The following is a 25,695-nucleotide window of genomic DNA, read 5'->3' on the forward strand; positions in this document are numbered from 1 at the left end:
GTTCTAGTAAAAGGACATAGAAAAACCCCGAATAAGGGACTTTTTTTACTGTGTCCATTATTCGGGGTATAGTTCACCAAGTCTGGGGGTTTTTCATCCAATATTAAGCGCGACTCCAGTGACGGTGCTTGGCAATTGCCTCGATAAAGGCAGTACCACTATTATTATCCGTAACAGCTACAATGCCTGAGGCTGGATCATTGGAAACGATGCCTGCCTTCGATAAGATCTCGGCTCCTTCTTTTCCTGCACCAATCGCTTTGAAATGATTGTAGGCTTCATCAACAAAGTAAATTGGTTCCTTGGATGCCTTTAAAGCATCGACACTCTCCTGGCCTCCTGCCACATATACAGCATCGAAAAGTACCGAATCGGCTGTCAGGAATGTCTGATTCACCTCGGCCTGCTGCCCTTCAGAACTTGTAATCACTCCACGATTAAGACTGATGATTTCAGTAGTTATACCTGCTGATTTAAATGATTCCAAGACTTGATTAACCTCTGACCCGTTGAAACCATCTGCAGCCAAGATGGCCACTTTTCTTGATACGGCCGTGTTCACTTTCATTTGCTCCTGGCTTAAAGCCGGAGAAGCTAAATCCATCTTGACTTCACTCTTGTTTGTTGGAGGATTAACTCCCACTCCAAAAGCGATTGTTTTTGCCAGTTCGACATCAACATTGCTGAACATCTCGACAATTTGCTGCTGAACGTCCTTACTTTTCACTTTTCCCACTTCAAAGTGGAAAGCCTGAATAATATGCTCTTTCTCCACTTCCGTCATGCTATTCCAGAATAGTTTAGCTTGGCTGTAATGATCCTTGAAACTTTCACTCCGTTTACGGACCTTCCTGCCATCGACTTTTTCCTGATAATGAGCATAGCCGCCTTCCTCTTCTGAAGCAGGTTCTGGAGAGTTACCTGCAAGGGAATTTTTGTGGTAGCTGACCGGTCCGGGATTTATTGACATTCGGTGCATGCCATCGCGTTGATTATTATGAACGGGGGCAACCGTCCTATTAATCGGAAGCTCATGAAAGTTTGGGCCTCCTAATCGGGATAGCTGGGTATCGGTGTATGAGAACAAACGTCCCTGAAGCAGCGGATCATTTGAAAAATCAATACCCGGTACAACATGCCCCGGATGGAAAGCTATCTGTTCCGTCTCTGTAAAAAAGTTATCTGTATTTTGATTCAAAACCATTTTCCCGATTATTTTCACCGGGATTTGTTCTTCCGGCCATAGTTTAGTAGGATCAAGGATATCAAAGTCGAATTTGAATTCATCTTCTTCCTTAATCATTTGCACGCCGAATTCAAATTCAGGATAATTTCCAGTATCTATTGCTTCCCACAGATCTTGACGGTGAAAATCAGGATTTTTCCCTGCAATTTTCTGCGCCTCATCCCAGACAAGGGATTTAACTCCCAGTACAGGCTTCCAATGGAATTTAACGAAATGGGCCACACCTTCTTCATTCACAAAACGGAAAGTGTGGACCCCAAACCCTTCCATCATCCGGAAACTTCTTGGTATGGCCCTATCAGAAAGATGCCACATGATCATATGTGCCGTTTCTTCATTGTTGGCGACGAAGTCCCAAAAGGTATCATGGGCAGACGCGGCCTGAGGTATTTCATTATGTGGCTCCGGTTTAACCGCATGAATTAAATCCGGGAACTTAATGGCATCCTGGATAAAGAATACCGGAATATTATTTCCGACCAGATCATAGTTTCCTTCCTCGGTATAAAACTTTGTAGAGAATCCCCTGACATCACGAACCGAGTCTGCCGATCCGCGTGAACCTGCTACCGTGGAGTAACGAACAAATACTGGTGTCTTGACTGAAGGGTCTTGAAGGAACTTTGCCTTTGTATATTCGGCCATCGGCTCATATACCTGAAAATATCCATGTGCTCCGGAACCACGCGCATGGACAATCCGTTCAGGAATACGCTCATGGTCAAAGTGAGTCATTTTTTCACGGAAATGAAAGTCCTCCATCAAAGTTGGACCACGGGTACCCGCTTTCAAAGAATGTTCATCCTCTGAAATGCGCAAACCTTGGTTAGTCGTCATCTTTTTCCCTTTGTCGTCCACCCGATATTGTTCCAACTGTCTTTGCTTACTTTGTTCATTGATTCTTCCGTTTTCATTTTCTTTTTTCATCCTTTTCATTCCCCTCCATGTCTTAGAAATTCAGTTTAATTCGTGTTGTATGTACTTACTTTAAAATTTGAAACAATTGTGTAATCCCTCCTCATATACCACTCTCATTTGACGGCTAAACAGAATTCAGAAAAAGATCCTTCCCGTCTTCAAAAAACAAAAAATCCCCAGTTTTGAATCACTGGGGATGTAACGTAATATTCTTAAGGTCAATTTTTCATTATATTAAAATACAAATAAAAAAAGAAGCGTAAAGACAGATTTTCATCTTCCCGCTTCTTTTTTATTCGGCACTTTTAGTTCTTAAAAGCCTCTGAAACCTTCAAAAGTTTCCCTTTTACTTTCGTATTTTTCATCACTTTCAAGACAAGCGGTCCCTTTTCATTCAATATTTCCACATAAGAAACATTATCCTGAATCGTAATGATCCCGATATCCTCAGCATTCACTCCATCAATCTTTGCGATAGTTCCGACAAAATCAACAGCCCTGATTTTCTTTTTCTTTCCGCCATTAAAATACAGCTTCATGATTTGTTTATTCAATTTTTCACTTTTATCTTTTTTTATCTTTGGACGAGCTTCCAGTTTTGCTTCGAAATCCATTTTTTTATTGGAGACATCCTCTTTTGATGGAAAGGGCATCCTAGGGATTTCAAAACCGATATATCCTTGAATCTCAGTAAGGAATTTATCTTCGTACGGCGTCACAAAAGTAATGGCTTTTCCTTTTTTACCTGCACGGCCCGTTCTTCCAGTTCGATGTACGTAACTTTCCTTTTCCAATGGCAGGTCATAGTTAATCACATGGGTTATATTGTCGATGTCAATTCCGCGTGCAGCAACATCTGTCGCAACCAAATAGCGGAATTCACCTCTTCTGAATTCATTCATGACTGCAAGACGATCTTCCTGAAGCATGCCGCCGTGAATCATATCACAAGGATATTCCTGATCCATTAGCATTTCACATACTTGGTCGACCCTATCTTTCGTCCGACAGAAAATGATGCAGCTATCGGGGTTTTCCGTGATGGTTACATCTCTAAGCAGGGAAAACTTATCATCCTCTCTCACTTCAATAAGAGCATGTTCAATTTTTTCGGTCGTTAACCCCTTAGCCTTGATTTCAATATCCAAAGGATCTTTCATATACTGCTTACAAAGCTTTTTTATGCTCTCAGGTAACGTAGCGGAGAACAGCATGGTTACTCTTTCTTTAGGAAGCTCTTTAATGATGGCCTCCACTTGTTCAATGAAGCCCATATTCAGCATTTCATCCGCTTCATCAATAACTAAATGAGTTAAACGTTCCAGGACGAATGTCCCTTTCTCGATATGATCCAGAACACGCCCCGGGGTTCCAACGACTACATGGCTCTTTTGTTTCAATTCCGCTTTTTGCAAAGCGAATGGATGTTTTCCATAAACCGCCGTTGCCTTTATCCGTTTAAATCTGCCTATATTCGTAATATCCTCTTTTACCTGTACAGCAAGCTCACGTGTCGGTGTTAAAATAAGCGCCTGAGGCTTATTCTCCTCCCAATCGACCATTTCGCATATCGGTATGCCGAATGCAGCGGTCTTGCCACTGCCTGTTTGGGATTTTACGACAAGATCCTGCCTTTTCAATGCCACTGGAATCACTTCGCGCTGTACTTCGGTTGGACGTTGGTAACCCAAGCTTTCTAATGCCCTTACAATTTCATCACTTAATGTATAATCAGTAAAGTTCAATTCATTCATATAACAGCCTCTTTTGTTATTTAGTATCTTACATTATTGTTTCCATAATCATAATTTCCTTATACAAGGTTCTATTATACGCGATATGAAACGATAAACCTTGTAATAACCAAATTCAATTGACTTATTTCAATATAATGAATCTTCATCATCATTAAAAAGGTTGGTCATTCCGGATTCAATGATCTTGATTAATCAAAATGGACCCAGCTTCTTTCAATATGCTAAAATATGTATGATATTAAAGCGGAAACAGCGTAGATTAAAAGCCGATATCCAAAAGGAGTGCTGATTTATGATAATCGTAACGAATAGAATCAGAGTCAAAAAAGGTATGGGGGCAGTCATGGCCCCAGGATTCACTGCTCCAGGTCCACTTGATACTACGGAAGGCTTCGTAAAAGTTGAAGTATTATTAACGCAGAACTTATCGGATCACGATGAACTAAGCGTTAACATGTACTGGGAAAGCCTTGATAACTTTACTGCTTGGAGAAATAGCGATGCATTCAAAGCTGCACATAAACGGCCTGAACCAAGTTCCGGTGAAGCTAAAAAAGAATCTCCAATTCTAGGCAGCGAGCTAACTACGTATGAAGTCGCCTCGGTAAAAGAAATAGCTAAATAATAAAATCACACCAAAAAAGGCCGCGAAATATGGAGGCTGCTGAAAAGCTCACGTTTTTCTAACTAGTACGGTAAATCAAACTAAAAAAAGACGATTCTCATTCGATACTTGAATGGAAATCGTCTTTTTTTGCTTCTGTGTGTCACTTTTTTAGGCCATTAATTTCAATACTCTTTTCAAGTTAACGGTGAAAATAGCCATTGCTTCTTGTAATTCCATGCCAAGTAGACCCGGGGATTTTGCAACATCATACCCGTGTCTTTGTTTCAATTCACTGTTTTTCGCTTCTATTTTATAACGTTCTTTTGATTTTTCTCTAAAATACTCACTTTCCTGGAATGTAGCCTGTTCTGTATGTTCATTGGATTTAATACTGACAGAATAGGTCTTCTGGAGCCATGCCGAGGAAATATTTAAACATACGTATTGGATCGACAGCATTCCTACCGTTATGAAAACAGTAGTTGTCCCTCAATTCTTCCAACACAAAAGAAAAGTCAATAAGTTCATTGATCTTGCGTAACATGTTATCCTTTGGAACCACTACATCATAAATGGCCATATATGGACTAAAAACCATAGACGTTGGTTTTTGAATCATCGTACTCACCCACATAAATTTTTTACCTTTGATTATAAATCAAAAAAAGGTAGATTTCCTCAGAATAAATGAGAAAATCCACCTCTATTGGCCCGAAGGTCCTTTTTCAGTGCCCTCGAAATATGCTGCCTCTTTTTAATGGGGTTTATGGCTTGGTCCCACTTGGTAAATTATTGGGCTTCAGCTTTCTTGATTTGTTTGCTTCTTAGCTGTCCGCAAGCTGCATCAATATCCGTTCCATGTTCTTGGCGGATTTTACAATTTACGCCTCTCTTTTTCAGCGTATCATAGAACGAGAGAACGGACTCTTTTTCACTTCTTTGGTATTGACTATGCTCATCTACAGGATTATATGGAATCAGGTTGACATAGAGCCGATGTTTTTTGTCATCAAGAAGGTCGGCGAGTTGCTCAGCTTCTTCTTGATGGTCATTGACATCTTTCAATAGGATATATTCAATCGTAATTCTCCTATTCGTTTTCTCTAAATAATAATCAAGAGATTTCATTAATTTTTCTATCGGAATACCTCGGTTTATTTTCATGATTCGTGTCCTGAGTTCATTATTCGGCGCATGTAATGAGATGGCCAAATTCACCTGTAATTTAGTATCGGTGAATTCATAAATCTTGTTGGCGAGACCGCTCGTCGAAACAGTAATCCGCCTAGCAGCGATAGCAAGACCCTTATGGTCCATGAGCACCTTCAAAAAGTCTATCATATTTTCAAAGTTATCAAACGGCTCACCAATACCCATTACAACAACATGGCTTACAACATCCTCTTGTTCCAATTTATCTAGATGCAATTGAACGTTCATGATTTGTTCCACTATTTCCCCGCTGGATAGATCACGGCTTTTGGCCAATAATCCACTGGCACAGAAACTGCAGCCAATATTGCAGCCCACTTGGGTGGTGACACAAACCGAAATTCCGTATTTATGTCTCATCATAACCGTTTCGATAAGGTTTCCATCCTGTAATTTAAACAAGAACTTGATCGTACCATCTGCTGATTCTTGCTTAACGTGCTCAGTCAAAGTCTGGATGACAAAGTGCTCTTCAAGTAATTTTATGCACTCTTTATTAACATCCGTCATTTCAGAGAAACTCGTCACACGTGTTCTATAAAGCCACTCCCAGACTTGGGAAGCTCTGAATTTTTTATGGCCATGGTCCAAAAGCCATGCTGTTAATTGTTCGAATGTTAAACCATAAATGGACTCCTTATTCATTCGTTACCCTCTTTTCATTTCATTAAGTTTTAATTTTTACATTCCCCGGGATTAACTCTTTCATTTATGATATGGTTCATTTCTATTTATCCGAAAAGCCCGATATATTTGCTCCAGCAGAACTAGTTTCATTAATTGATGCGGAAAGGTCATTTTAGAGAAGGAAAGGGCATAATCACTTCTTGAAACCACCTCAGTGCCAAGCCCAAGAGACCCGCCAATAATAAAGGCAATTTTGCTCTTTCCATAAGTGGCGAGCTGATCGATTTGAGTGGCCAGCTGCTCGGAAGTAAGCTGTTTTCCATTGATTTCAAGCGTTATTACGTAGGTGTCCGGGCTGACTTTGGCCAGGATACGTTCACCTTCCTTTTGCTTTACGATGTCCATGTCCGCAGCACTCAGGTTCTCTGGAGCTTTTTCATCCGGTACTTCAACAAGTTCTATATTAGCATAGGCACTTAACCTTTTTGTATATTCTGCAATTCCTTGCTTTAAGTATTTTTCCTTTAGCTTGCCAACAGTAATAATCGTTATTTTCATATATATCCTCTAACTTTCATTATGTTTTTACTTTCAGTTGTTGGATTTTTGCCTATCTTATATCATACCTTAGAGTGACCTATAAGCAAAACAAGCATATCCTTGCCAATTTTTAATGGAGGGGTTCCATGGCCCTTAAAGTAAAAACCGCTGCCCCTGAAAGCGGCAACGGTAACCTTCATTTATTTTGGCTGTTTTCACATACTTTGTTGCTATTTACCAGGTAGTAGTTGGGTTGATTTCCCCTCCAGATGCTCGCTTTCCGCGGGGCGGGCGGTGAGCCTCCTCGGCGTAAACGCCTGTGGGGTCTCACCTGTCCCGCTGCTCCCGCAGGAGTCTCGCACTTCCGCTCCAATCAACCTTCAATAGTTTCGTTTTAAAAACAACAATCTTTACGAAAAGAGCCTTTATTTTTAATGTTCATCGTGAAAATGTGGATGGTCCTATGTTTAGCTTCGATAAGGATTATGATTGATTTTCCCAAGGGTCCACTTTCCTAAATGGCCATTATAGTGTATACAAAAATGCTTTTACAACAATAATTCTACCCTCCAGTTCATTCTTCGGAAAATGTTAAGAACAGGTTACAAACATGTTATCCACAATAGTTATCCACATATCCACAAAATCTATCCACATCTTGTATGGGAATATTAGTTCCCTACTAGATATATTGCCACGTTTCGACAATATTCACAGGTTGTTGATAACTGTTTTTCTTCAGAAACCAGCGTTAAAACAGGATATGTTTCACATTCGTATACCACTTCATCCAGCGCCATGTCCACGTGTTCCTGACAGCAATATAATTTCATCTTTCATTCCTCCTTTCTCACTCATTACTCCAAGTACTTATTCCCAATTATCCACAAGTTACGTGAAATCTCTAATTTCAGTATATATCCACAGGTAATCGTAACAAAAAATAAGAAAATCACAAGGAAAGATAAAAGACAGGAAGCAATGACTGCCCCCTGTCCCTCCGTTTTAGATTTCGCTGCTTGAAAGCTTGACTTCCGTAGTTTCTTTCTTTCCGTCACGGTAATAAATGATTTTAACTTTATCACCGATTTTCTTATCAATGTAAAGGTATTTCCTTAATTCCACGACGTCATGGATTTTTTCATTATCCATTCCCACAATGACGTCAAATTCCTTCAATCCTGCTCTAGATGCAGGAGAGTTGCTTTGAACGCCTGTTATTGCAACACCCGCAGTAACTTTCCTTGGCAACTTTAATGTATTTTTCTGATGGTATTGGGAAATTTCCTTTACGGATGTTAAGTTCACACCCAAGTATGCACGTTTCACTTCACCAAATTCCTCAATATCATTAATAATTGGAATAACTGAATCAATTGGAATGGAAAGACCGATTCCTTCCACCGCATTTTCTGCTATCTTCATGGAATTTATTCCGATGACCTGCCCTGACATATTAACGAGTGCTCCTCCGCTGTTGCCTGGGTTAATCGCCGCATCGGTCTGGATGACCTCTGCATTCCAATCGACTTGTCCGTCCTCATTGATATCCACGTCTATCGTACGCTCCAAACCGGAGATGATCCCTTGTGTGACTGATCCGGAGAATTGGAGGCCTAATGGGTTACCGATGGCAATCACGGGCTCACCTGGTTTCAATTTACTGGATTTTCCGAATTCAGCAATGGTTTTGATTTTATCACCATTCACGACAATGACCGCTAAATCGGTCCATGGGTCACTACCTTGTAGTTTAGCTGGCAATTTAGTGCCATCACTTAATGTCACTTCCAATTCATTAGCGCCTTCAATGACGTGGTTGTTCGTGACAATATAGGCCTTGCCCCCGTCTTTTTTATAGACGACACCAGAACCAGTGCCAGCTTCAGCTTCGGCTGAACTGTCCTCGCCCCCTTGACCCCAGAAGTTCGTTTTCTGAATGTTAGAGATGCCGACCACTGCGTCGCTGGCCTTACCTACAGCATTGGTGACGGCACTTGTTACATCTACAGTAAGGTTTTGCTGGGACTGCTTAGTGGTCTCACTCCCCGTTGATTTTTCCGTTGTAGTTTCGTTATTTAACAGTCCACTTCCCGGAAAAAATAATAAAATAAGTAAAGCCCCAATGATAGCGCCTCCCAAGCCAGCTAAAAAATAGCTCGCATTGCTCTTTTTCCGTTTATTTTGGTTCTCATCATTCTGATCATAATAACCCAAGACCGTTCCATCCTCTCATTTTAGGAATGAATTATAGCAATTCTATTGTTTGGTATCCTCCCTCAATTATACTCATTTACCGTAAATTTTCTAAAAAAATGTATGCTTTTATTTAAAGGGAAATTTAAAATTGACCAGGTTCAGCCATTTTCTTTTTCCTATACAGTTCTAACCAAACGATACCCCTTTTAATCCGAATAGTAACTTATGAATCGAAATTTTAAAAATAAAAAGGAATGAACAAGGTATCCCTCATCCATTCCTTTTTATTTATAACGTAACAAGTTCCGTTGGTCTTTTTGGATCAGTATCATATAAGGAGAATTGATCACCAACGATGATCCCCTTTGTTTTTAAGGTCTGTTCTACCGACATTCTTGCTAGATCCTTCATATTGTTATCAAGACTTAAGTGAGCCAAATAAATCCGCTTGGTCTTATCACCGGCCACTTCACTCATTGCAAGGGCTGCATCTTCATTACAAACATGACCAACATCACTTAAAATCCGGCGCTTAATGCTCCATGGATATTTTCCCATCCTCAACATGGACACATCATGGTTACTTTCGAATACATATGCATCGGCATTCGAGATGATTCCTTTCATCCGATCACTTACATACCCTGTATCAGTGATGACCACTAGTTTTTTGTCTTCATGATGAAAGGCGTAAAACATCGGCTCTGCCGCATCATGAGAAACACCAAAAGATTCTATATTAAGACTGCCGAACGTTTTGACCTGTTCCATTTCAAATGTGAATTTTTGTTCGGTTGCAATTTCACCGATTGATCGTTCCATGGCATTCCATGTCTTTGCATTCGCATAGATCGGGAGTTTATGTTTTCTGGCAACCACGCCCAGACCTTTAATATGGTCGCTGTGTTCATGGGTAACAAGGATACCGGATAACTTCGACATATCACGGCCTATATCCTGAAACAATGCTTCCAAAGCCTTACCGCTTAAGCCGGCATCGACAAGGAAAGATTGATCCTCCGTTTCCACGAATAAGGCATTTCCTGTACTCCCGCTTGCGAGAACACTAAAATGCATAGTCATCTATACTCACTCCAGTATTTTTTCTTCTGTATTTAATTCAATGACCTCTCCATCAATAGCATTCACGAAGAGATCCGTTTTGTCATTAAGGACCACCCACCATGTTGGCACAAGTAAATGTGATACAGATGTCGTCTGCAGCGAATTATAAAAACCTAGTTTTACATTCGTGACTTTGCTTTTGGGATCAATATCACCATTATCATATAATGCTCCAATAGCAGTTAAAGCAGGGATCAATTCCTTGGGTTTATTGAATTTTTTAATCCCCTCTAAATACATCTGTTCATAGGAGACGATTTCACCCTTTTTGTTCAAATATAAAGTGACCTTCCCCTTACTATTGTTATAAAACATCTTTTTATCTGCCACTTGGTAGCAGATGATGGTTTGATTGATTTTATCATAGCTCCAAAAGCGATAGTCATCTCCATTTAATATATACTCCTTCAGGAATATATCAAGGTCCGCAGCATGAATTTCCGCTTTCATGCTAACCGGTGTTTTAAATGTACCTACGAGCTTCTTATCATCGATGATTTTTGCTTTTTGATTTTTCAGGTCCTGTATATCTTTCTTCTCGAAAGTCTTGCTTTGGGCAATCAGGAATTGATCCAACTTTTGTTTCGGAAGTGGGGTTTCTATTGAAATCTCATCTTCTTTCAAGAGTTCATCTATTGAAGACTCCGTGAAATTTTCTATTTGGTTGTCATTAATCTTTTCCAGGAATTGATAAAGAAGAAAAATATTCAAAATGAAAAAGACCATGATGAAAATTGACTTTGTATTATTCCAATCCACTTTGATCGCCTCCCGTATCTCCAGGCACAATAAACCATTTATCGCCGATACGATAATACCAAGTGGGTTCAAGTGTAACTAGTGTGACAAGTTTGGAATCCAGGGATTTATGCAGTTTATAGCCAATCGAGATGTCCTCCACGCTCTTAAAGTCGATATTATCTTTCGATTTCAACTGATTCAAGACTTCTCTACCACTTGGTAAAGTCTCTACCGATTCGTCTGAAGGGAGGACTGAGGCAAGTGAAAAGTACGGGCGCTCGTAGCTATATATTTCTTCTTTCCCCCAAATTTGCTCGATTTCAGTCATTCCGGATTCATTGAAGGCCGGATAACCATTTACGAATAAGCGGAATACCACTCGTTGCTCATTCTCCGACATATAAGCAAAGCGATAATTATTATCTTCCCAACCAGCATGATCATTGATGAAATCAATGCTCTTTTGCAGAAGGTCACCGGAACTGCTAAATAACTTGTCCTTTTGTGCCGGATTGATATAAGAAATTAGGTAATTCTCTTTATTGATCGTCATCAGTCTTGTTCCATCCGTGTATTCCTCACCGACCGAAACGGGTTCCTGGCGTACATACTTCGGATCATTAAATAACGCATTTTTTAGATTTCCAATATCCAAATTGTCGATATAATATTGAAGTCTGTTGACCTTAATGGATTTTTCCGGAACGAACAACGTCCTTTTGCTGTTTATGGTTTCGGCCGTGTATTCAGGGTGCTTACTGTAAGAGCCCGTATAAAAATCATCCATGAAATCTCTTAGTCTTTTAGAGTCGACCATACCTTGATAAATCTTCTCTTGATCGTAAGAAACAAAATAAACGGCAGATTCATTACCGCTGATATCCTTTTGTTTAATGATGATCCGATCAAATGAAAAGCTAGGCACGTCCTTATCCGTAATATTCAATACCGTTTTATAGAGGGAAATGGGCACATCATCGGAAAATTCGATTTCAATCGACCCATCTTCATGGACAAAGTCATCAAATTTCCTTTGCAGCCTTTTTACGGATATCTCTTTTACGCCGGTAAAACTCCATTGCGAAAATTCTTTTTCCATTTTATTTATTTCCACCGGATCGGAGGTCTGGAAATGTCGCCCATTGCCATGAAAAAGGATACTTACTGGTTTAACTACATCACTAACAATCTGGACATCGCTTTTAATCTTTATATAATTCGATCGGTCACCAAATTTATCATATTCAGGCTCATACGTCCAAATGCTCCAAGTCAAAAAAATGCTTGTCCCAACCAAAATAATCAGTATGATACTTTTTGCACGTTCAAAATTCATGACCAATCATCCTCTTCTTCCTGTTCGTAAGGAAGTGTAAAGAACACCGTAGTTCCTTTTCCATCCACACTTTCCGCCCATATTTTCCCGCCATGCGCCACGACCATTTCTTTTGCGATCGCTAAACCAAGCCCGGTCCCGCCCAAGTTCCGCGACCTTGCTTTATCCACACGGTAGAAGCGGTCGAATATTTTATCAATGACGTTTTTCGGGATGCCCACTCCTTGATCTGTAATGCTCACAACGATAAAGCCATCCGAAGCCCTGACGCGGAAAGTCACTTGACCCCCTTCAGGTGAGTACTTCAACGAGTTGGAGATTACATTATAGAGAACCTGGGTGATTTTATCTTCATCAATATCCACAAAATAAGCTTCCTTGGGCAAATCACGCTTAAACGTGATGTCATCATTTTTCGTCATTTCAAAACGATCGATGATATGGTCATAGAATTTATTGAAATTCACCCAGCCCGTTTTAAGCCTGTAATCTTTACTATCCATTTTCGAAAGCTGTAACAGATCATTAACAAGCCTGATCATTCGCTCCGTTTCATTTTGGGTCACACTTAAAAAGGATGGAGCGATTTCCTCGTCCTTCCAAGCACCTTCAGCCAATGCTTCCAGGTAACTTCTCATCGTCGTTAGCGGCGTTCGCAGTTCATGTGAAACGTTGGCAACAAATTCCCTGCGTTCGCCCTCGATTTTTTCCTGCTCTGTTATATCATGCAAAACAGTAATCAAACCATTAACGAATCCCGTTTCCTTTTGAATGACCGAAAAGTTCCCCCTCAAAATGAAAGGCCGATTTTTTTTACTGTAATCAAGGATGACGGACTCTCGCTCTTCCAGTAAATCCTCAAATTTAAACTCTTCTTCAAGACCCAAAACCTCGATGATCGGTTGGTTCATGACGGTTTCACGCGAAACATTCAGTAATTGTGCCGCCGGTTCATTAATCAAGTTCACCCGACCGCGCCTATCAGTTGATATTACACCGTCCGTCATATTGGAGAGGACGGATGAAAGCTTACGGCGCTCTCCTTCTGTGCTTGATTGCGACTCTTGAAGCTTTTTAGTCAAATTATTGAAAGTGACGGCAAGCTGGCCAATTTCATCATCGCCATATACCCTTACTTTTCTGGAGAAATTCCCTTTCGCCATCACCAAGGCCTGTTTTCTCATATCCGACATGGGTCGAGTGATCGTTCGTGCGAGCAGGATCCCCAAGATGGCCGTAATGACCAAGGCGATGGCCGTACCCGTCATGAAAATACCATTGATTTCATCCATCTGTTCAAAGACATTCTCCATCTCTGCTATTACATAGACGGCGCCAATGACCTCCCCATTTGCTTCAATGGGTGTCGAAAGAACCCAGAGCCGCCTGCCGGTTTTCTGATCTCGAAATACGTCACTTTCTTCTTTTCCATTAATCAGCGTATTTTTAATAAGGACTTCCGTTGTCTTCTTCCCTACAATATCCTGGTTACTTGAGGCTGAAGTTCCAATCACACGCCTGCTGCGAGTGTCAATGACACGTACTTCCGAAATATCATTCGAAGAATTATCCGGGTCTTTCAATATCATATAAATCGCATCTTCGAGGGTTGGATCTTCCTCTCCCCTCTCTTTTTCCATTTCTTCACCAATACTGTAGGTAAGCAGGTTAACGTGACCTTTTATTGATTTCGTGAAGTTCCCGACAAGATTTTCTTCCAATTCCCCAACAAAATATACCCCGATTATCTGCATCGCTACAAAAATGAGCAACACATAAATCAGAACAAATTTAAAATGGATTGAGCGAAAAAAACCAACCTTTTTCATAAGAACTACTCCTGTTCAGGGTTACGCAGGTAATAACCGACCCCTCTTCTAGTTACAATCCAACCAGGATGGCTTGGATTGTCTTCAATCTTCTCACGAAGACGTCTGACCGTTACATCGACTGTCCGTACATCACCAAAATAATCATAGCCCCACACGGTTTGTAATAGGTGCTCCCTTGTCATGACCTGACCGATATGCTTCGCTAAGTAATGAAGCAATTCAAATTCGCGATGAGTTAATTCAATCGTATCGCCCCGTTTGGATACCACATAAGCATCCGGATGGATGGTGAGCGTTCCTATCGTAATTTCCTTCGGTTCATTTTCTTGATCTGGGACCGGGACCGCTTGCTGACGTCTTAAGTTCGCCTTAACGCGGGCAATTATTTCCCGGGTACTAAATGGCTTTGTGACATAGTCATCCGCACCAAGCTCTAAACCTAAGACTTTATCTATCTCTGAATCCTTAGCCGTTAACATGATGATTGGCGTTTCATACTTCTTCCTTACTTCCCTGCAAACTTCCATCCCATCGCGCTGCGGTAGCATGATATCAAGTAAAATCAAATCAGGTTGCCGTTCTTCTACCATTTTGAGGGCTTCATTGCCATCATAAGCACAAAAAACTTCATAGCCTTCCTTTTTTAGATTGAATTGTAATATATCGGCAATTGGCTTTTCATCATCCACTACCAGAATCTTCTTATCCATGTGCTTATCTCCTTTTTAATAACTAAACTGAATCTATTAAAAACCGTGTCCTTATCCGGGACTTTATTCACTTTTCCTTCTGCTTGCACCAATCTAGCATCCCAGTTCAACAAATTTATATATATATACCCAATAAAAGGGACCGAACACCGGAATGAAAGCGAATTGTATCTATTCTACTTTATCATTTTATAGGCATTAAATCACCTTTTTCCTATTATTCTCATCTATCTGTGAAGCAGAAGAAGTCCTCGAATATTTTTCGAAGACTCCCATCGATTACTGACTTATATAGTTTAGCGGATTTACAAGAGAACCGTTTTTATATATTTCAAAATGGAGGTGGACACCTGTGGAGTGCCCTGTTGAACCCATCATGCCAATTTTCATGCCCTTCTCAATCTTTTGTCCAGCTTTTACATTTATTGAATCCAAATGGGCATATACTGTCTTATACCCGTTATTATGATTGATCGTTATCTTATTTCCATACCCTCCGGAGTTTCCAGCAGTCTCGATTATCCCATGATCCGCTGCCGTTATGGTCCTGGTGGTTGGCCGGGCAATATCGATACCTTTATGAAGTTTCCCCCAGCGCTGCCCCTGCTTGCTGGAAATATAGCCCCCATCTGCAGGCCATGAATATGTACCGCTCCCCTGTGAAGGAACGACCTTCGTGCCTTTTCTAGTGACTTCCATTTTGGCTTTTTCCGTGTTTTCTTTTTTTACGATCGTTTCACTGATTTTCTTACCATTTGTTTCAGATACTGCATATGTGAATGCCTGAACCCCCTCATTGCCAATTTGTTCAGTAATGAGTTCACCCTTGGGAAGTTCGTCATCCTCCTTCACTTTCTTTTCGAAAGGAATCCTCTCTTCCTTTAATACTTCTCTTTCCACCATTACGTTCACATAGGGCGTAAGCTGGGTCACATAGAGATGCTCGCCCTTTTTAAGCCCTTTGCCCTCATCCTGTCCTGGATTTAGCTCTAACAGTTGATCCAGGTCCATATCATGCTGATTGGCAATTGCTTCAAGATCCTCATCTTCCATAGCCTCATAAAGCGTCTTTTCTTTCTTTCCTTCTTCTATCATGGAAATGGTATCATCGACGGTCTTGATTTCAGCTGGATCGATCATTGATTCTTTAAACGTAACGGGAAGTGAAAACTTGATGTCCAGAATTCTACTTCCTGGTTCTTTTAACGGTTTTGCACCCGTTTCGTTTCCTTTTTTACCTGTTTCATATTCAGCGTATTCCTCTTCATTTACATATAATAACTTGATTTTTTCCAAAACGTCCTCAGCATCATCCCTTGACGCAACATAAGCGACCGCCTGATTATCTATGTCGATTTCATACGCCTTTGCTTTCACATTGAGCTTTTCTTGAATATGCTTTACAGCCTGATCTTCTTTTACTTCTTCATCAAATACCTCTTCAGGTACATATGACAGCTGCGACTCCCTATCGAATGTATAGTCTGGATAATCTCTCTGTGCTGCTTTTACCTTATCGGCTACGATCTCCTCTATTTCCGTTTCATCCGTCACACTTCCGACGAACTCATCATTAAGATAAACATGCTGAATGGTGTCAGTTTTCGATATCCCTGCGGCCGTTACCATATTTCCAGCAAGCAATAAAATGACCGAAACCATCAACAGGATGATCCCCTTACCTTTTGAGCTAAACATATATTGTCCTCCTTAACGGCTCAGTCACCAATTAAGAAACTAATCAAATTTATTTTGAGATTTATTAGTCCAATTTAAATATCCACTTGCATATGACTGATTTCTATTATGATTTTTCACTCATAACTCTACCATAATAAAAAAAAAAACAAGAAACAGTCGTGATAATGTAATAGAACTGTATAAATGGTGACAACAAGTACCAATAAATATGCTAATGAGGAAGATTCGATACATTTCGAAATAAGGAGTGGACGTAAGCCCCGTAAGGATAAAAGCAGTTTATATGCCAATTTGGGTGAAATTGGTATGTTACAAATCGTTAACAATTCATTAACAAGATTTCATTTATAATACATCTGGATGTAAAACAAAAAAAACGCCCTAAAGGAAAGGCGTTTTTAAAAAGGATGGCTCAGGACGGAATCGAACCGCCGACACAAGGATTTTCAGTCCTTTGCTCTACCGACTGAGCTACTGAGCCAAATATTCTATTTTAGAACAAAAAAATAAAATGGCGGTCCCGACGGGAATCGAACCCGCGATCTCCTGCGTGACAGGCAGGCATGTTAACCGCTACACCACGGGACCAGTAAAGAATTATATAAAGAAGTGACCCATACGGGATTCGAACCCGTGTTACCGCCGTGAAAGGGCGGTGTCTTAACCGCTTGACCAATGGGCCGAAAAAAATGGTGAGCCATGAAGGATTCGAACCTTCGACCCTCTGATTAAAAGTCAGATGCTCTACCAACTGAGCTAATGGCTCGTTCTAATGAAATGTAACTTTTCAGGATGTTTCACGTCTCAATGCAGCTACTCGCTTGATGCTGTTAATGCTTGTTCTATTGTGACGACGCTTTTGATAATATCATGGTTATCATAGTTTAGGCAATAGTTTTTTTGAAATAAAATTATTTTTTTTTATCTTTTTCCTTTTTCCTACTGTTTCAATCCATTCTTCCAATATCCCAGGTCTCTCGATTGTGACATCAGAATGCAGTGATTGATTCCAATAATGAAGAAGAGCCGGCTAAAAAGCCAGCTCCATTTCATCAATTACGCTAGACGCCAAGGGCTTCTCACGATATTTGTTTGGTTGCGGTCAGGACCGACAGAAAAAGTAGTCAAAGGAATGCCTACCAATTGAGATACGCGCTCTACATAGTGGCGAGCGTTCTCTGGAAGCTCATCCAATGATTTGCATCCTGTGATGTCTTCTGACCAGCCTGATAGCTCTTCATAAACTGGTTTACATTCGCCAATCGCTTTTAATGTTGCTGGAACCTCATGAATGATTTCGCCTTTGTATTCATAAGCTACACAAATTTTGACCGTATCAAGACCTGATAACACGTCAATCGAGTTCAATGATAAATCGGTAATCCCGCTGACACGGCGTGCATGGCGAACGACAACTGCATCAAACCAGCCGACACGGCGCGGCCTGCCTGTAGTTGTACCATATTCACGGCCAACTTCACGGATTTGGTTGCCGACTTCATCATGCAATTCTGTAGGGAAAGGACCATCGCCCACACGGCTTGTATATGCTTTACATACTCCAACCACATGATTGATTTTTGTAGGACCTACGCCAGAACCGATCGTAACGCCACCTGCAACAGGATTAGATGAAGTGACGAATGGGTATGTTCCTTGATCGATATCAAGCATCACACCTTGTGCCCCTTCGAATAATACCCGTTTTCCTTCATCAAGTGCATCGTTCAATACAACGGATGTATCACAAACATATTTCTGCACTTGTTGTCCGTACTCATAGTATTCATCCATGATATCTTCGATTTTGAAACCTTCCGTTTCATAGAAGCGTTCGAACATACGGTTTTTTTCGACAAGATTTTGAGCCAATTTTTCCTCAAAAATTTCACGGTCCAAAAGATCTGCCATACGGATTCCGTTACGAGCAGCTTTGTCCATATAAGCAGGGCCGATTCCTTTTTTTGTCGTTCCAATTTTATTAGCGCCTTTACGGTCTTCTTCGACTTCATCCAATTTGATATGGTAAGGAAGAATGACATGTGCACGGTTAGAGATACGAAGATTATCCGTACTCACTCCATGACTATGTAAATAAGCAAGCTCCTCTACAAGAGCTTTTGGATCAACCACCATACCATTTCCAATGACACAAATTTTATCACTATAAAAAATCCCTGACGGAATTAAATGCAGTTTATAGGTAACGCCATTAAATTTTATTGTATGCCCTGCATTATTCCCACCTTGATAACGAGCGATGGCTTCCGCATTCTGGGATAGAAAATCTGTTATTTTACCTTTACCTTCGTCTCCCCATTGTGTACCGACTACTACAACTGATGACATCTGAATAAAGCACCTCCAAAGGTTCACGTAATACCGATTATTTACCGGTTCTTATCAAACAAACCTATTTTATCAATAATCCAAAGTGGAAGTCAATACAAAATCCGAACGTTACACATTTCAAAAAATACTTCGTTCGTAAATATGAAAAAAATCTTTCCGTTTTCAAAATTGGTTTTGGATTGTCAATCCTTATTCTGCCCTTTGATTTCTTTTATTATTATCACCAGTCCCTTTCTTTTTCCAAAATAAAAACAGCCCGCCATTGCATGAATGGCAGGCAGTTCCCTATGCGCCGGGAGACATCGAATCATCATCGAAACGGCGTTCGAGGTTAACGAATTTATTATATTCTTTCACGAATGCAAGCGAAACCGTGCCTACTGGACCATTACGCTGTTTCGCTATAATGATTTCAATGATATTTTTATTCTCGGATTCTTTATCATAATAATCATCACGGTATAAGAATGCGACGATATCGGCATCTTGCTCGATACTCCCGGATTCCCTGATATCAGACATCATCGGACGCTTATCCTGGCGCTGCTCCACTCCCCGCGATAGCTGGGAAAGGGCTATGACGGGCACTTTAAGTTCACGAGCGAGCGCTTTAAGTGAACGTGAAATCTCGGATACCTCTTGCTGACGGTTGTCACCTGAACGACCATCACCTTGAATTAATTGCAGGTAATCGATCAATATCATGCCAAGCCCATGTTCCTGCTTCAAACGACGGCATTTCGAACGAATTTCACCAATCCTCACACCTGGAGTATCATCGATATAAATGCCGGCATTCGACAAGCTTCCCATCGCCATCGTCAATTTACGCCAATCCTCATCCGTTAAGGAACCTGTCCGTAAATTCTGAGCGTTGATATTTCCTTCAGCACAGAGCATACGCATAACGAGCTGCTCTGCACCCATTTCAAGACTGAAAATCGCTACATTCTCCTCCGTTTTGGTCGCAACGTTTTGAGCGATATTCAATGCAAAAGCGGTTTTACCAACCGAAGGGCGGGCACCCACTATGATGAGGTCATTACGTTGGAACCCTGCTGTCATTCGATCCAGTTCAGCAAACCCTGTCGGTATTCCCGTGACATCCCCTTTACGGGTAGTCAAAATTTCTATGTTATCGTACGTCGCAACCAATACATCCTTAATATTTTGAAAAGACCCGGAATTCTTACGCTGGGCCACTTCCATGATCGTTTTTTCTGCTTCCCCGAGCAGCTCCTCGACCTCGTCCTCGCGACTGTAGCCTTCCTGAGCGATGTTGGTCGCTGTCCTGATCAAACGACGCAGCAATGACTTCTCCTCGACGATGCGAGCATAATATTCAATATTGGCCGCGGTAGGTACCGATCCGGCCAATTCACTTAAATAAGAAACTCCGCCAACCTCTTCAAGGTTTTTTGTCGCAGCCAATTCCTCTGTCACCGTAATCAAATCGACAGCTTTTCCTTCGTCATTCAAATTAAGCATCACATTAAAGATTTTTTGATGAGAGCTTCTGTAAAAATCCTCCGGAATCAAAACTTCCGATGTAACGGTCAATGAAGAGGGCTCAAGAAAAATGGCTCCTAGCACAGCCTGTTCGGCTTCTATATTTTGAGGGGGAATCCTATCCTGAAATTGTTCTATCATATCTTAAAACCTCCCATTCTAAGAGGATACCATTTATATGTTTCTAGTAAAAAAGAAAAAAAGTGAAAGGACAACATGCCCAATCACATTTTTCGTCTATCTCTATTTTATCAATTTTTCACAGATATGAAACAGCTAAAATTAGTTAATTTCTTTCACATGCACAGTCAGTGTCGCAGTGACTTCAGGGTGAAGCTTGACTGGAAGCTTTGTATGCCCTAAAGTGCGGATGCCTTCAGCAAGCTCCATTTTACGTTTATCAACCTTGATACCGTGTTTTTTCTGAAGCTCCGATGCAATTTGTTTAGTCGTGATGGAACCGAATAAACGCCCGCCCTCACCGGCTTTGGCAGATAGTTCAACCGTTAGTTTCTCCAGCTGCACTTTCAATTCTTCAGCATGCTGCAGTTCTTCTGCTGCAAGTGATTCTTCTTTATTTTTCTGGGCTTCCAATGTTTTTACATTTGTATTATTTGCTTCAACGGCCAATCCTTGTTTTAGCAGGAAATTATGTGCATAACCATCTGCAACATTTTTAACTTCCCCTTTTTTCCCTTTACCTTTTACGTCTTTCAGAAATATTACTTTCATTCTTTTTGTCCCCCTTCTAAATATTCATCTATAGCTGTTTTTAATCGACTTTCTGCTTCATCAATGGAGCATGCCTGTTGAGTAGCGGCATTTGTTAAATGTCCGCCTCCATTTAACATTTCCATGATTACCTGTACATTGATATCACCAAGCGATCGCGCACTTATGCCTACTGTATCATCAGATCGCTTAGCCATTACAAAGGAAGCAACAACGCCATCCATGGTCAATAGGGTGTCCGCAGCCTGAGCAATGAGCACCTGATTGTGGACCTGATCGGTTTTTGCCGAGGCAATTGCAATTCCCTTTTTATAAAAGATAACTTCTTCAATGAGCTTCGACCGTTTAATATAGGTGTCAACGTCTTCTTTTAAGAACTTCTGGACAAGTACCGTATCAGCTCCATGTGCCCTTAGATAAGAGGCTGCATCGAAAGTACGTGAACCTGTTCTTAAAGTGAAGCTTTTCGTATCGACAATGATACCTGCAAGTAGCGCCGTTGATTCCAGCATATCTATCTTACTGCGTTTCGGCTGATATTCAAGCAGTTCGGTCACAAGTTCTGCTGTTGAAGACGCATATGGCTCCATATAGACGAGCAATGAGTTTTTGATGAACTCCTCACCCCGACGATGATGGTCGATGACTACAACCTTATCGATCCTATTCAATAACCGCTCTTCAATTACCATAGAAGGTTTATGTGTATCGACCACAACCAGCAATGTCTCATCCGTAATCATTTCAAGAGCATCATCAGGAGTTATAAACCGGGCATAAAGCTCTTCTTTATTTTTGATTTCCTCCATTAAACGAAGTACACTGCTATCAAGCTGCTGGGTGTTAATTACAATATAGCCTTCACGTTCATTCATTTGGGCAACTTTCAAAATGCCGATGGCTGAACCGATTGCGTCCATATCCGGGTTTTTATGGCCCATGACAATGACTTTATCACTATCAAGGACTATATCCTTTAATGCATGGGAAATCACACGTGCACGGACCCTCGTGCGTTTTTCCATCGGATTGGTTTTACCCCCATAGAATTTCACTTTTCCATTCGCTTGCTTGATGGCTACCTGGTCACCGCCCCGTCCTAAAGCGAGATCCAAGCTGGACTGTGCAAGTGTACCCAGTTCCGGTAAGGATGACACTGCCGAGCCGACCCCGATGCTCAAGGTCAATGGTACATTTTGCTTGGCCGTCGTTTCCCTGATTTCATCCAAAATCGAGAATTTCCCCTTCTCAAGTTGCTGAAGGATATGCTCATTAAAGACAGCGATGAATCGCTCCGAGGAAACCCGTTTAAAGAAAACGCCATTATCCCTTGCCCATCTATCAAGAAGTGAGGTAACCAAGCTATTAATGCTGCTTTTACGCTGATCATCCATACCCTGTGTCAAATCATCATAGTTATCAAGGAGAATGATCGCAATTGCCGTTCGCTCATCTTCATATAGTTTCTCGATTTCCACTTGCTCCGTCACATCAAAAAAGTAAAGAAGCCTTTCCTCTCGCTTATGGACCACTTTGAATTTCCGATCGTGGAGCGTAATTGTCTCTGTCTCGATCTCTTGCTTAATTAACGGAACGATCGAGTCCGCAACATCGTATAGCGATCTTCCCGCCAAGGAGTCTTCACTAAAACACGAAGCCAGGAATGGATTGGTCCATTCAATGTAATAATCCTCATTAAAGAGCATGATCCCAATTGGCATTTCCAATAACGCTTCCTCACCGACCTTTTTTAAACGGTAAGATAAAGTCGTTATATACTCTTCTGTCTTACGTTGCTTTTTTTCTACCATTCTTAATGTTAAATAAAATAAACCAGCAAGAATCAATAAACCAACAAGTGCAATAACCCAATTATAATAAGCCAGTACGCCCAAAAGTAACACGCCCGCGGCCAGCATCCCATACACTGGGGACTTAATCGAGTATTCTTTCAAATAAGATGGCATAGTTTCAGCTCCTAAAAGCATCTGTTTTACAAAAAAGTCTATTCCTTTTTCTTGATCGTCTCCCTAAAAGGAAATCCTAAATCTATTATACCTAAAAATCGTACGGCCGTTGTAATAATCGGAATCGGCAGCAGCAAAGAAAAAACCACGATTAAAACAGGTATGGCTTTAGCCCATGACTTCACATGAGCGATATAAAATATCAGGGAATATCCTTGTAATAAAATGAAGAACTGCAGGATGAAAAATAGGTTCGATATGGCCATATATACAAAACTATTCTTGTCCGTATTCACAAAAAGAGCAAGAAGCATCGTAATTAAATAATACCATAAAAGGCTTTTCGGGAGTCGAAGATCTCGAAAATGAGGCCATTTTAGCGTCTTATCGCTGAACCTCTTCACAATGGGATGTGCAGCGAAGAAAATCAATAAAACCATGCTGACTGATATCAACACGAACAAACTTGGCATCAGCGTATTTATCATGTCGATTGATTCATACATCTGCTTTTTGACTTGTTCCGTCGGTGCCTGTCCTAAAGAATCCATGATGTCGATTGTTTTTTTTATAGATCCTTCAGCCATATTCATCGATTCTTCTATGTAATTAACATCCGTTATTAACACTGAAGCTGCATATATTAATAAAATTCCTCCCAGGAAGACAAGGACTGCACTTATGAACATAGGTGCCATCGGTTTGTCCTTTTTCAAAAAATAGCCGATCGCAATTCCCGTTGCCCCCATAAGTAAGGTAAGCGGGACAGACAATATCGTCCCGATGAGGATCGACAATAGTGAAGCAATGAATAAATAACCGAAACTCCACGATAACTTTTGTTTGATTGTGACCAGTATGAATGGAATGGGTAAAAAGAAAGTAGTGAAGATACCCACTAGCGGGACTTGAATTGTGATGAACAGTAAAATGCAATATAGTGCCAAAAGGGCTCCACCCTCCGCAATTCGTCTCCCGTTATTCATTTTTTCACCCCCCCGTTATTATTAAAATTAATGTCTTATCTTCATATTGTATCCGTTACGGCCAGGATATTTCAAACATCACATTCTTTTTTAGGATATGATTATTTTTTGTAAGGAAAACACCTTTTTAAATTCCTTTTAAAAATAAAAAAACCGCAATTCAGCGGTTTTTCAGCATAAGATCCTAACTTATAAAAAAAGGCACATTAAGGAAAACTCCTCAATGTGCCAATTTATTATTCACCAGATACATATGGAAGTAATGCCATAGTACGTGAGCGTTTAATAGCAATCGTTAATTTACGTTGATATTTAGCGCTTGTGCCAGTTACACGACGTGGTAAAATTTTACCGCGTTCTGAGACGAATTTTTTAAGAAGATCTGTATCTTTGTAATCAATTTTAGTGATTCCGTTAGATGTGAAATAACAAACCTTTTTACGCTTACCGCGTCCTTTACGTCCACCCATTGCCATAATAAATTTCCCTCCCTGCTTTTTAAATTTTCATTTTAAACGGCTGTTTAAAACGGAAGATCGTCATCTGAAATGTCGATTGTTTTACCGTCATTTGCAAATGGATCATCATCTACACGAGTGTAGTTGTTATTGCTCCGTTGATTCTGATTAGGATTTTGTCCATACGAATTGTTGTCATTTCCGTTATTATTGTTACCATAACTTTTTTGACCTCCACCGTAAGAACCGCCTTCATTTCTTTCACCCGCTGAACTGCTTCGTGGTTCAAGGAATTGAACGCTCTCAGCCAGAATCTCCGTCACATATACGCGTTTGCCGTCTTGTCCTTCATAATTACGTGTTTGGACACGTCCATCCACGCCAGCTAAACTGCCCTTTTTCAAGAAGTTAGCTACATTTTCTGCCGGTTTACGCCAAACTACACAGTTAATGAAATCCGCTTCACGTTCACCTTGCTGATTCGTAAAACCACGATTCACAGCTAAAGTAAAGGTAGCTACGGGAACTCCATTAGGTGTATATCGCAATTCAGGATCTTTAGTTAAGCGTCCTACCAAAACTACGCGATTCATCATCAGAATCAACCCCTAGGTTTCAAACTTGTTTCACGTGAAACAAGATTAGAATTTATATTAAAATATTGGATTAGACTTCTTCTCTAGTAGCCATGTGGCGAATAATGTCTTCACTGATTTTAGCAAGACGATCGAATTCTTGAATCGCAGCACTTTCAGCGTTAACTTTAAGAAGCATGTAGTAACCATCACGGAAATCATTGATTTCGTATGCAAGACGGCGTTTACCCCATTCTTTTGCTTCTACTTCCGCACCATTATCAGAAAGGATTGTGTTGAAACGTTCAACTAAAGCTTTTTTAGCTTCTTCCTCAATGTTTGGACGGATGATATACATAATTTCGTATTTTCTCATCACTGTCACCTCCTTTTGGTCTAAGCGGCCCAATTGGGCAAGGAGCAATTATTTATAATTACTCACAAGATAAAATTATAGCATAGTTAAAGTGGCTTTGCAACGAACGGTTCGACTTATTACAATTAATTGAAATCTAATGATTAAAGGCTCAAAAAAGACCCTGCATTGGGAAAATGTAGGGTCTTT

At 40.6% G+C, this 25,695-nt stretch carries 21 protein-coding genes, 4 tRNA genes and 2 pseudogenes; 1 reads left to right on the forward strand and 26 read right to left on the reverse strand.

The features are described from left to right. Window positions 1-103: 103 nt before the first annotated feature. Both SB775_RS21270 and SB775_RS21275 read right to left on the reverse strand, forming a co-directional pair. Window positions 104-2,173 carry a catalase gene (locus tag SB775_RS21270; protein ID WP_410863177.1) on the reverse strand — a complete coding sequence of 690 codons (2,070 nt, stop codon included), beginning with the start codon at window positions 2,171-2,173 and terminating at the stop codon, window positions 104-106. A 296-nt stretch (window positions 2,174-2,469) separates the two neighbouring features. Continuing rightward, a complete protein-coding gene (locus SB775_RS21275) occupies window positions 2,470-3,918 on the reverse strand; it encodes a DEAD/DEAH box helicase (RefSeq protein WP_410863178.1) in 1,449 nt (482 codons plus the stop codon). Window positions 3,919-4,213: 295 nt separating this feature from the next. Here SB775_RS21275 and SB775_RS21280 point away from each other — a divergent pair, with 295 nt between their 5' ends. Continuing rightward, window positions 4,214-4,546 (forward strand): heme oxygenase, encoded by a 333-nt coding sequence (locus SB775_RS21280; protein ID WP_061465896.1) that lies wholly within the window; start codon window positions 4,214-4,216, stop codon window positions 4,544-4,546. A 150-nt stretch (window positions 4,547-4,696) separates the two neighbouring features. On the opposite strand, the pseudogene SB775_RS21285 reads toward SB775_RS21280, so the two are convergent. The 24 genes and pseudogenes from SB775_RS21285 to rpsF form a co-directional block, all read right to left on the reverse strand. Further along, a pseudogene (locus tag SB775_RS21285) lies at window positions 4,697-4,936 on the reverse strand (transposase); the annotation flags it as partial. Between the two features lie 13 nt (window positions 4,937-4,949). Next, window positions 4,950-5,147: pseudogene (locus tag SB775_RS21290) on the reverse strand (transposase); the annotation flags it as partial. A gap of 170 nt (window positions 5,148-5,317) precedes the next feature. Further along, complete coding sequence (rlmN, locus tag SB775_RS21295; RefSeq protein WP_061465897.1) at window positions 5,318-6,385, reverse strand: dual-specificity RNA methyltransferase RlmN; 1,068 nt, start codon at window positions 6,383-6,385, stop codon at window positions 5,318-5,320. A 60-nt stretch (window positions 6,386-6,445) separates the two neighbouring features. Then, a complete protein-coding gene (rlmH, locus tag SB775_RS21300) occupies window positions 6,446-6,925 on the reverse strand; it encodes a 23S rRNA (pseudouridine(1915)-N(3))-methyltransferase RlmH (protein ID WP_089363710.1) in 480 nt (159 codons plus the stop codon). Window positions 6,926-7,578: 653 nt separating this feature from the next. Further along, window positions 7,579-7,740, reverse strand: a complete 162-nt coding sequence (locus SB775_RS21305; protein WP_089363709.1) for a CxxH/CxxC protein — start codon at window positions 7,738-7,740, stop codon at window positions 7,579-7,581. A 172-nt stretch (window positions 7,741-7,912) separates the two neighbouring features. Further along, complete coding sequence (locus SB775_RS21310) at window positions 7,913-9,124, reverse strand: S1C family serine protease (RefSeq protein ID WP_410863179.1); 1,212 nt, start codon at window positions 9,122-9,124, stop codon at window positions 7,913-7,915. A 270-nt stretch (window positions 9,125-9,394) separates the two neighbouring features. Beyond that, window positions 9,395-10,189, reverse strand: a complete 795-nt coding sequence (locus SB775_RS21315; protein WP_089363707.1) for an MBL fold metallo-hydrolase — start codon at window positions 10,187-10,189, stop codon at window positions 9,395-9,397. A gap of 6 nt (window positions 10,190-10,195) precedes the next feature. After that, window positions 10,196-10,990 carry a two-component system regulatory protein YycI gene (locus tag SB775_RS21320; protein ID WP_410863180.1) on the reverse strand — a complete coding sequence of 265 codons (795 nt, stop codon included), beginning with the start codon at window positions 10,988-10,990 and terminating at the stop codon, window positions 10,196-10,198. After that, on the reverse strand, window positions 10,977-12,308 hold the full coding sequence (locus SB775_RS21325; RefSeq protein WP_410863182.1) for a YycH family regulatory protein: 1,332 nt from the start codon (window positions 12,306-12,308) through the stop codon (window positions 10,977-10,979). The genes SB775_RS21320 and SB775_RS21325 overlap by 14 nt, the downstream gene beginning before the upstream one ends. Beyond that, entirely contained in the window at window positions 12,305-14,137 is a 1,833-nt protein-coding gene (gene walK, locus SB775_RS21330) for a cell wall metabolism sensor histidine kinase WalK (RefSeq protein WP_410863184.1), read from the reverse strand. Before walK ends, SB775_RS21325 begins: the two co-directional genes overlap by 4 nt. A gap of 5 nt (window positions 14,138-14,142) precedes the next feature. After that, a complete protein-coding gene (gene yycF / locus SB775_RS21335) occupies window positions 14,143-14,850 on the reverse strand; it encodes a response regulator YycF (RefSeq protein WP_034316131.1) in 708 nt (235 codons plus the stop codon). Window positions 14,851-15,129: 279 nt separating this feature from the next. Then, window positions 15,130-16,548, reverse strand: coding sequence for a peptidoglycan DD-metalloendopeptidase family protein (locus SB775_RS21340; protein ID WP_410863186.1), 1,419 nt, complete (start codon window positions 16,546-16,548; stop codon window positions 15,130-15,132). Window positions 16,549-16,959: 411 nt separating this feature from the next. Beyond that, a tRNA-Phe gene (locus SB775_RS21345) sits at window positions 16,960-17,032 on the reverse strand. Window positions 17,033-17,063: 31 nt separating this feature from the next. Then, window positions 17,064-17,139, reverse strand: a tRNA-Asp gene (locus tag SB775_RS21350). Between the two features lie 22 nt (window positions 17,140-17,161). Continuing rightward, window positions 17,162-17,233: transfer RNA gene (locus SB775_RS21355), tRNA-Glu, on the reverse strand. A gap of 8 nt (window positions 17,234-17,241) precedes the next feature. Next, window positions 17,242-17,317: transfer RNA gene (locus SB775_RS21360), tRNA-Lys, on the reverse strand. 290 nt (window positions 17,318-17,607) lie between these two features. Further along, window positions 17,608-18,900: an adenylosuccinate synthase gene (locus SB775_RS21365; RefSeq protein WP_061465905.1), complete on the reverse strand. Its 1,293-nt coding sequence runs from the start codon at window positions 18,898-18,900 to the stop codon at window positions 17,608-17,610. 288 nt (window positions 18,901-19,188) lie between these two features. Further along, window positions 19,189-20,553, reverse strand: coding sequence for a replicative DNA helicase (gene dnaB / locus SB775_RS21370; RefSeq protein ID WP_061465906.1), 1,365 nt, complete (start codon window positions 20,551-20,553; stop codon window positions 19,189-19,191). A 141-nt stretch (window positions 20,554-20,694) separates the two neighbouring features. Beyond that, complete coding sequence (rplI, locus tag SB775_RS21375; protein WP_061465907.1) at window positions 20,695-21,144, reverse strand: 50S ribosomal protein L9; 450 nt, start codon at window positions 21,142-21,144, stop codon at window positions 20,695-20,697. Then, a complete protein-coding gene (locus SB775_RS21380; RefSeq protein ID WP_089363701.1) occupies window positions 21,141-23,111 on the reverse strand; it encodes a DHH family phosphoesterase in 1,971 nt (656 codons plus the stop codon). The genes rplI and SB775_RS21380 overlap by 4 nt, the downstream gene beginning before the upstream one ends. Window positions 23,112-23,149: 38 nt before the next feature. Then, window positions 23,150-24,097 (reverse strand): YybS family protein, encoded by a 948-nt coding sequence (locus tag SB775_RS21385; RefSeq protein ID WP_410863188.1) that lies wholly within the window; start codon window positions 24,095-24,097, stop codon window positions 23,150-23,152. 236 nt (window positions 24,098-24,333) lie between these two features. Continuing rightward, window positions 24,334-24,573 carry a 30S ribosomal protein S18 gene (rpsR, locus tag SB775_RS21390; protein WP_053348323.1) on the reverse strand — a complete coding sequence of 80 codons (240 nt, stop codon included), beginning with the start codon at window positions 24,571-24,573 and terminating at the stop codon, window positions 24,334-24,336. A 47-nt stretch (window positions 24,574-24,620) separates the two neighbouring features. Continuing rightward, on the reverse strand, window positions 24,621-25,151 hold the full coding sequence (gene ssb, locus SB775_RS21395; protein WP_061465910.1) for a single-stranded DNA-binding protein: 531 nt from the start codon (window positions 25,149-25,151) through the stop codon (window positions 24,621-24,623). 70 nt (window positions 25,152-25,221) lie between these two features. Beyond that, the gene (gene rpsF, locus SB775_RS21400; RefSeq protein WP_034316153.1) at window positions 25,222-25,506 is read right to left on the reverse strand and encodes a 30S ribosomal protein S6; all 285 of its coding nucleotides are present in this window, start codon (window positions 25,504-25,506) and stop codon (window positions 25,222-25,224) included. Window positions 25,507-25,695: the final 189 nt, after the last annotated feature.

Source organism: Peribacillus sp. SIMBA_075 (assembly GCF_046534585.1).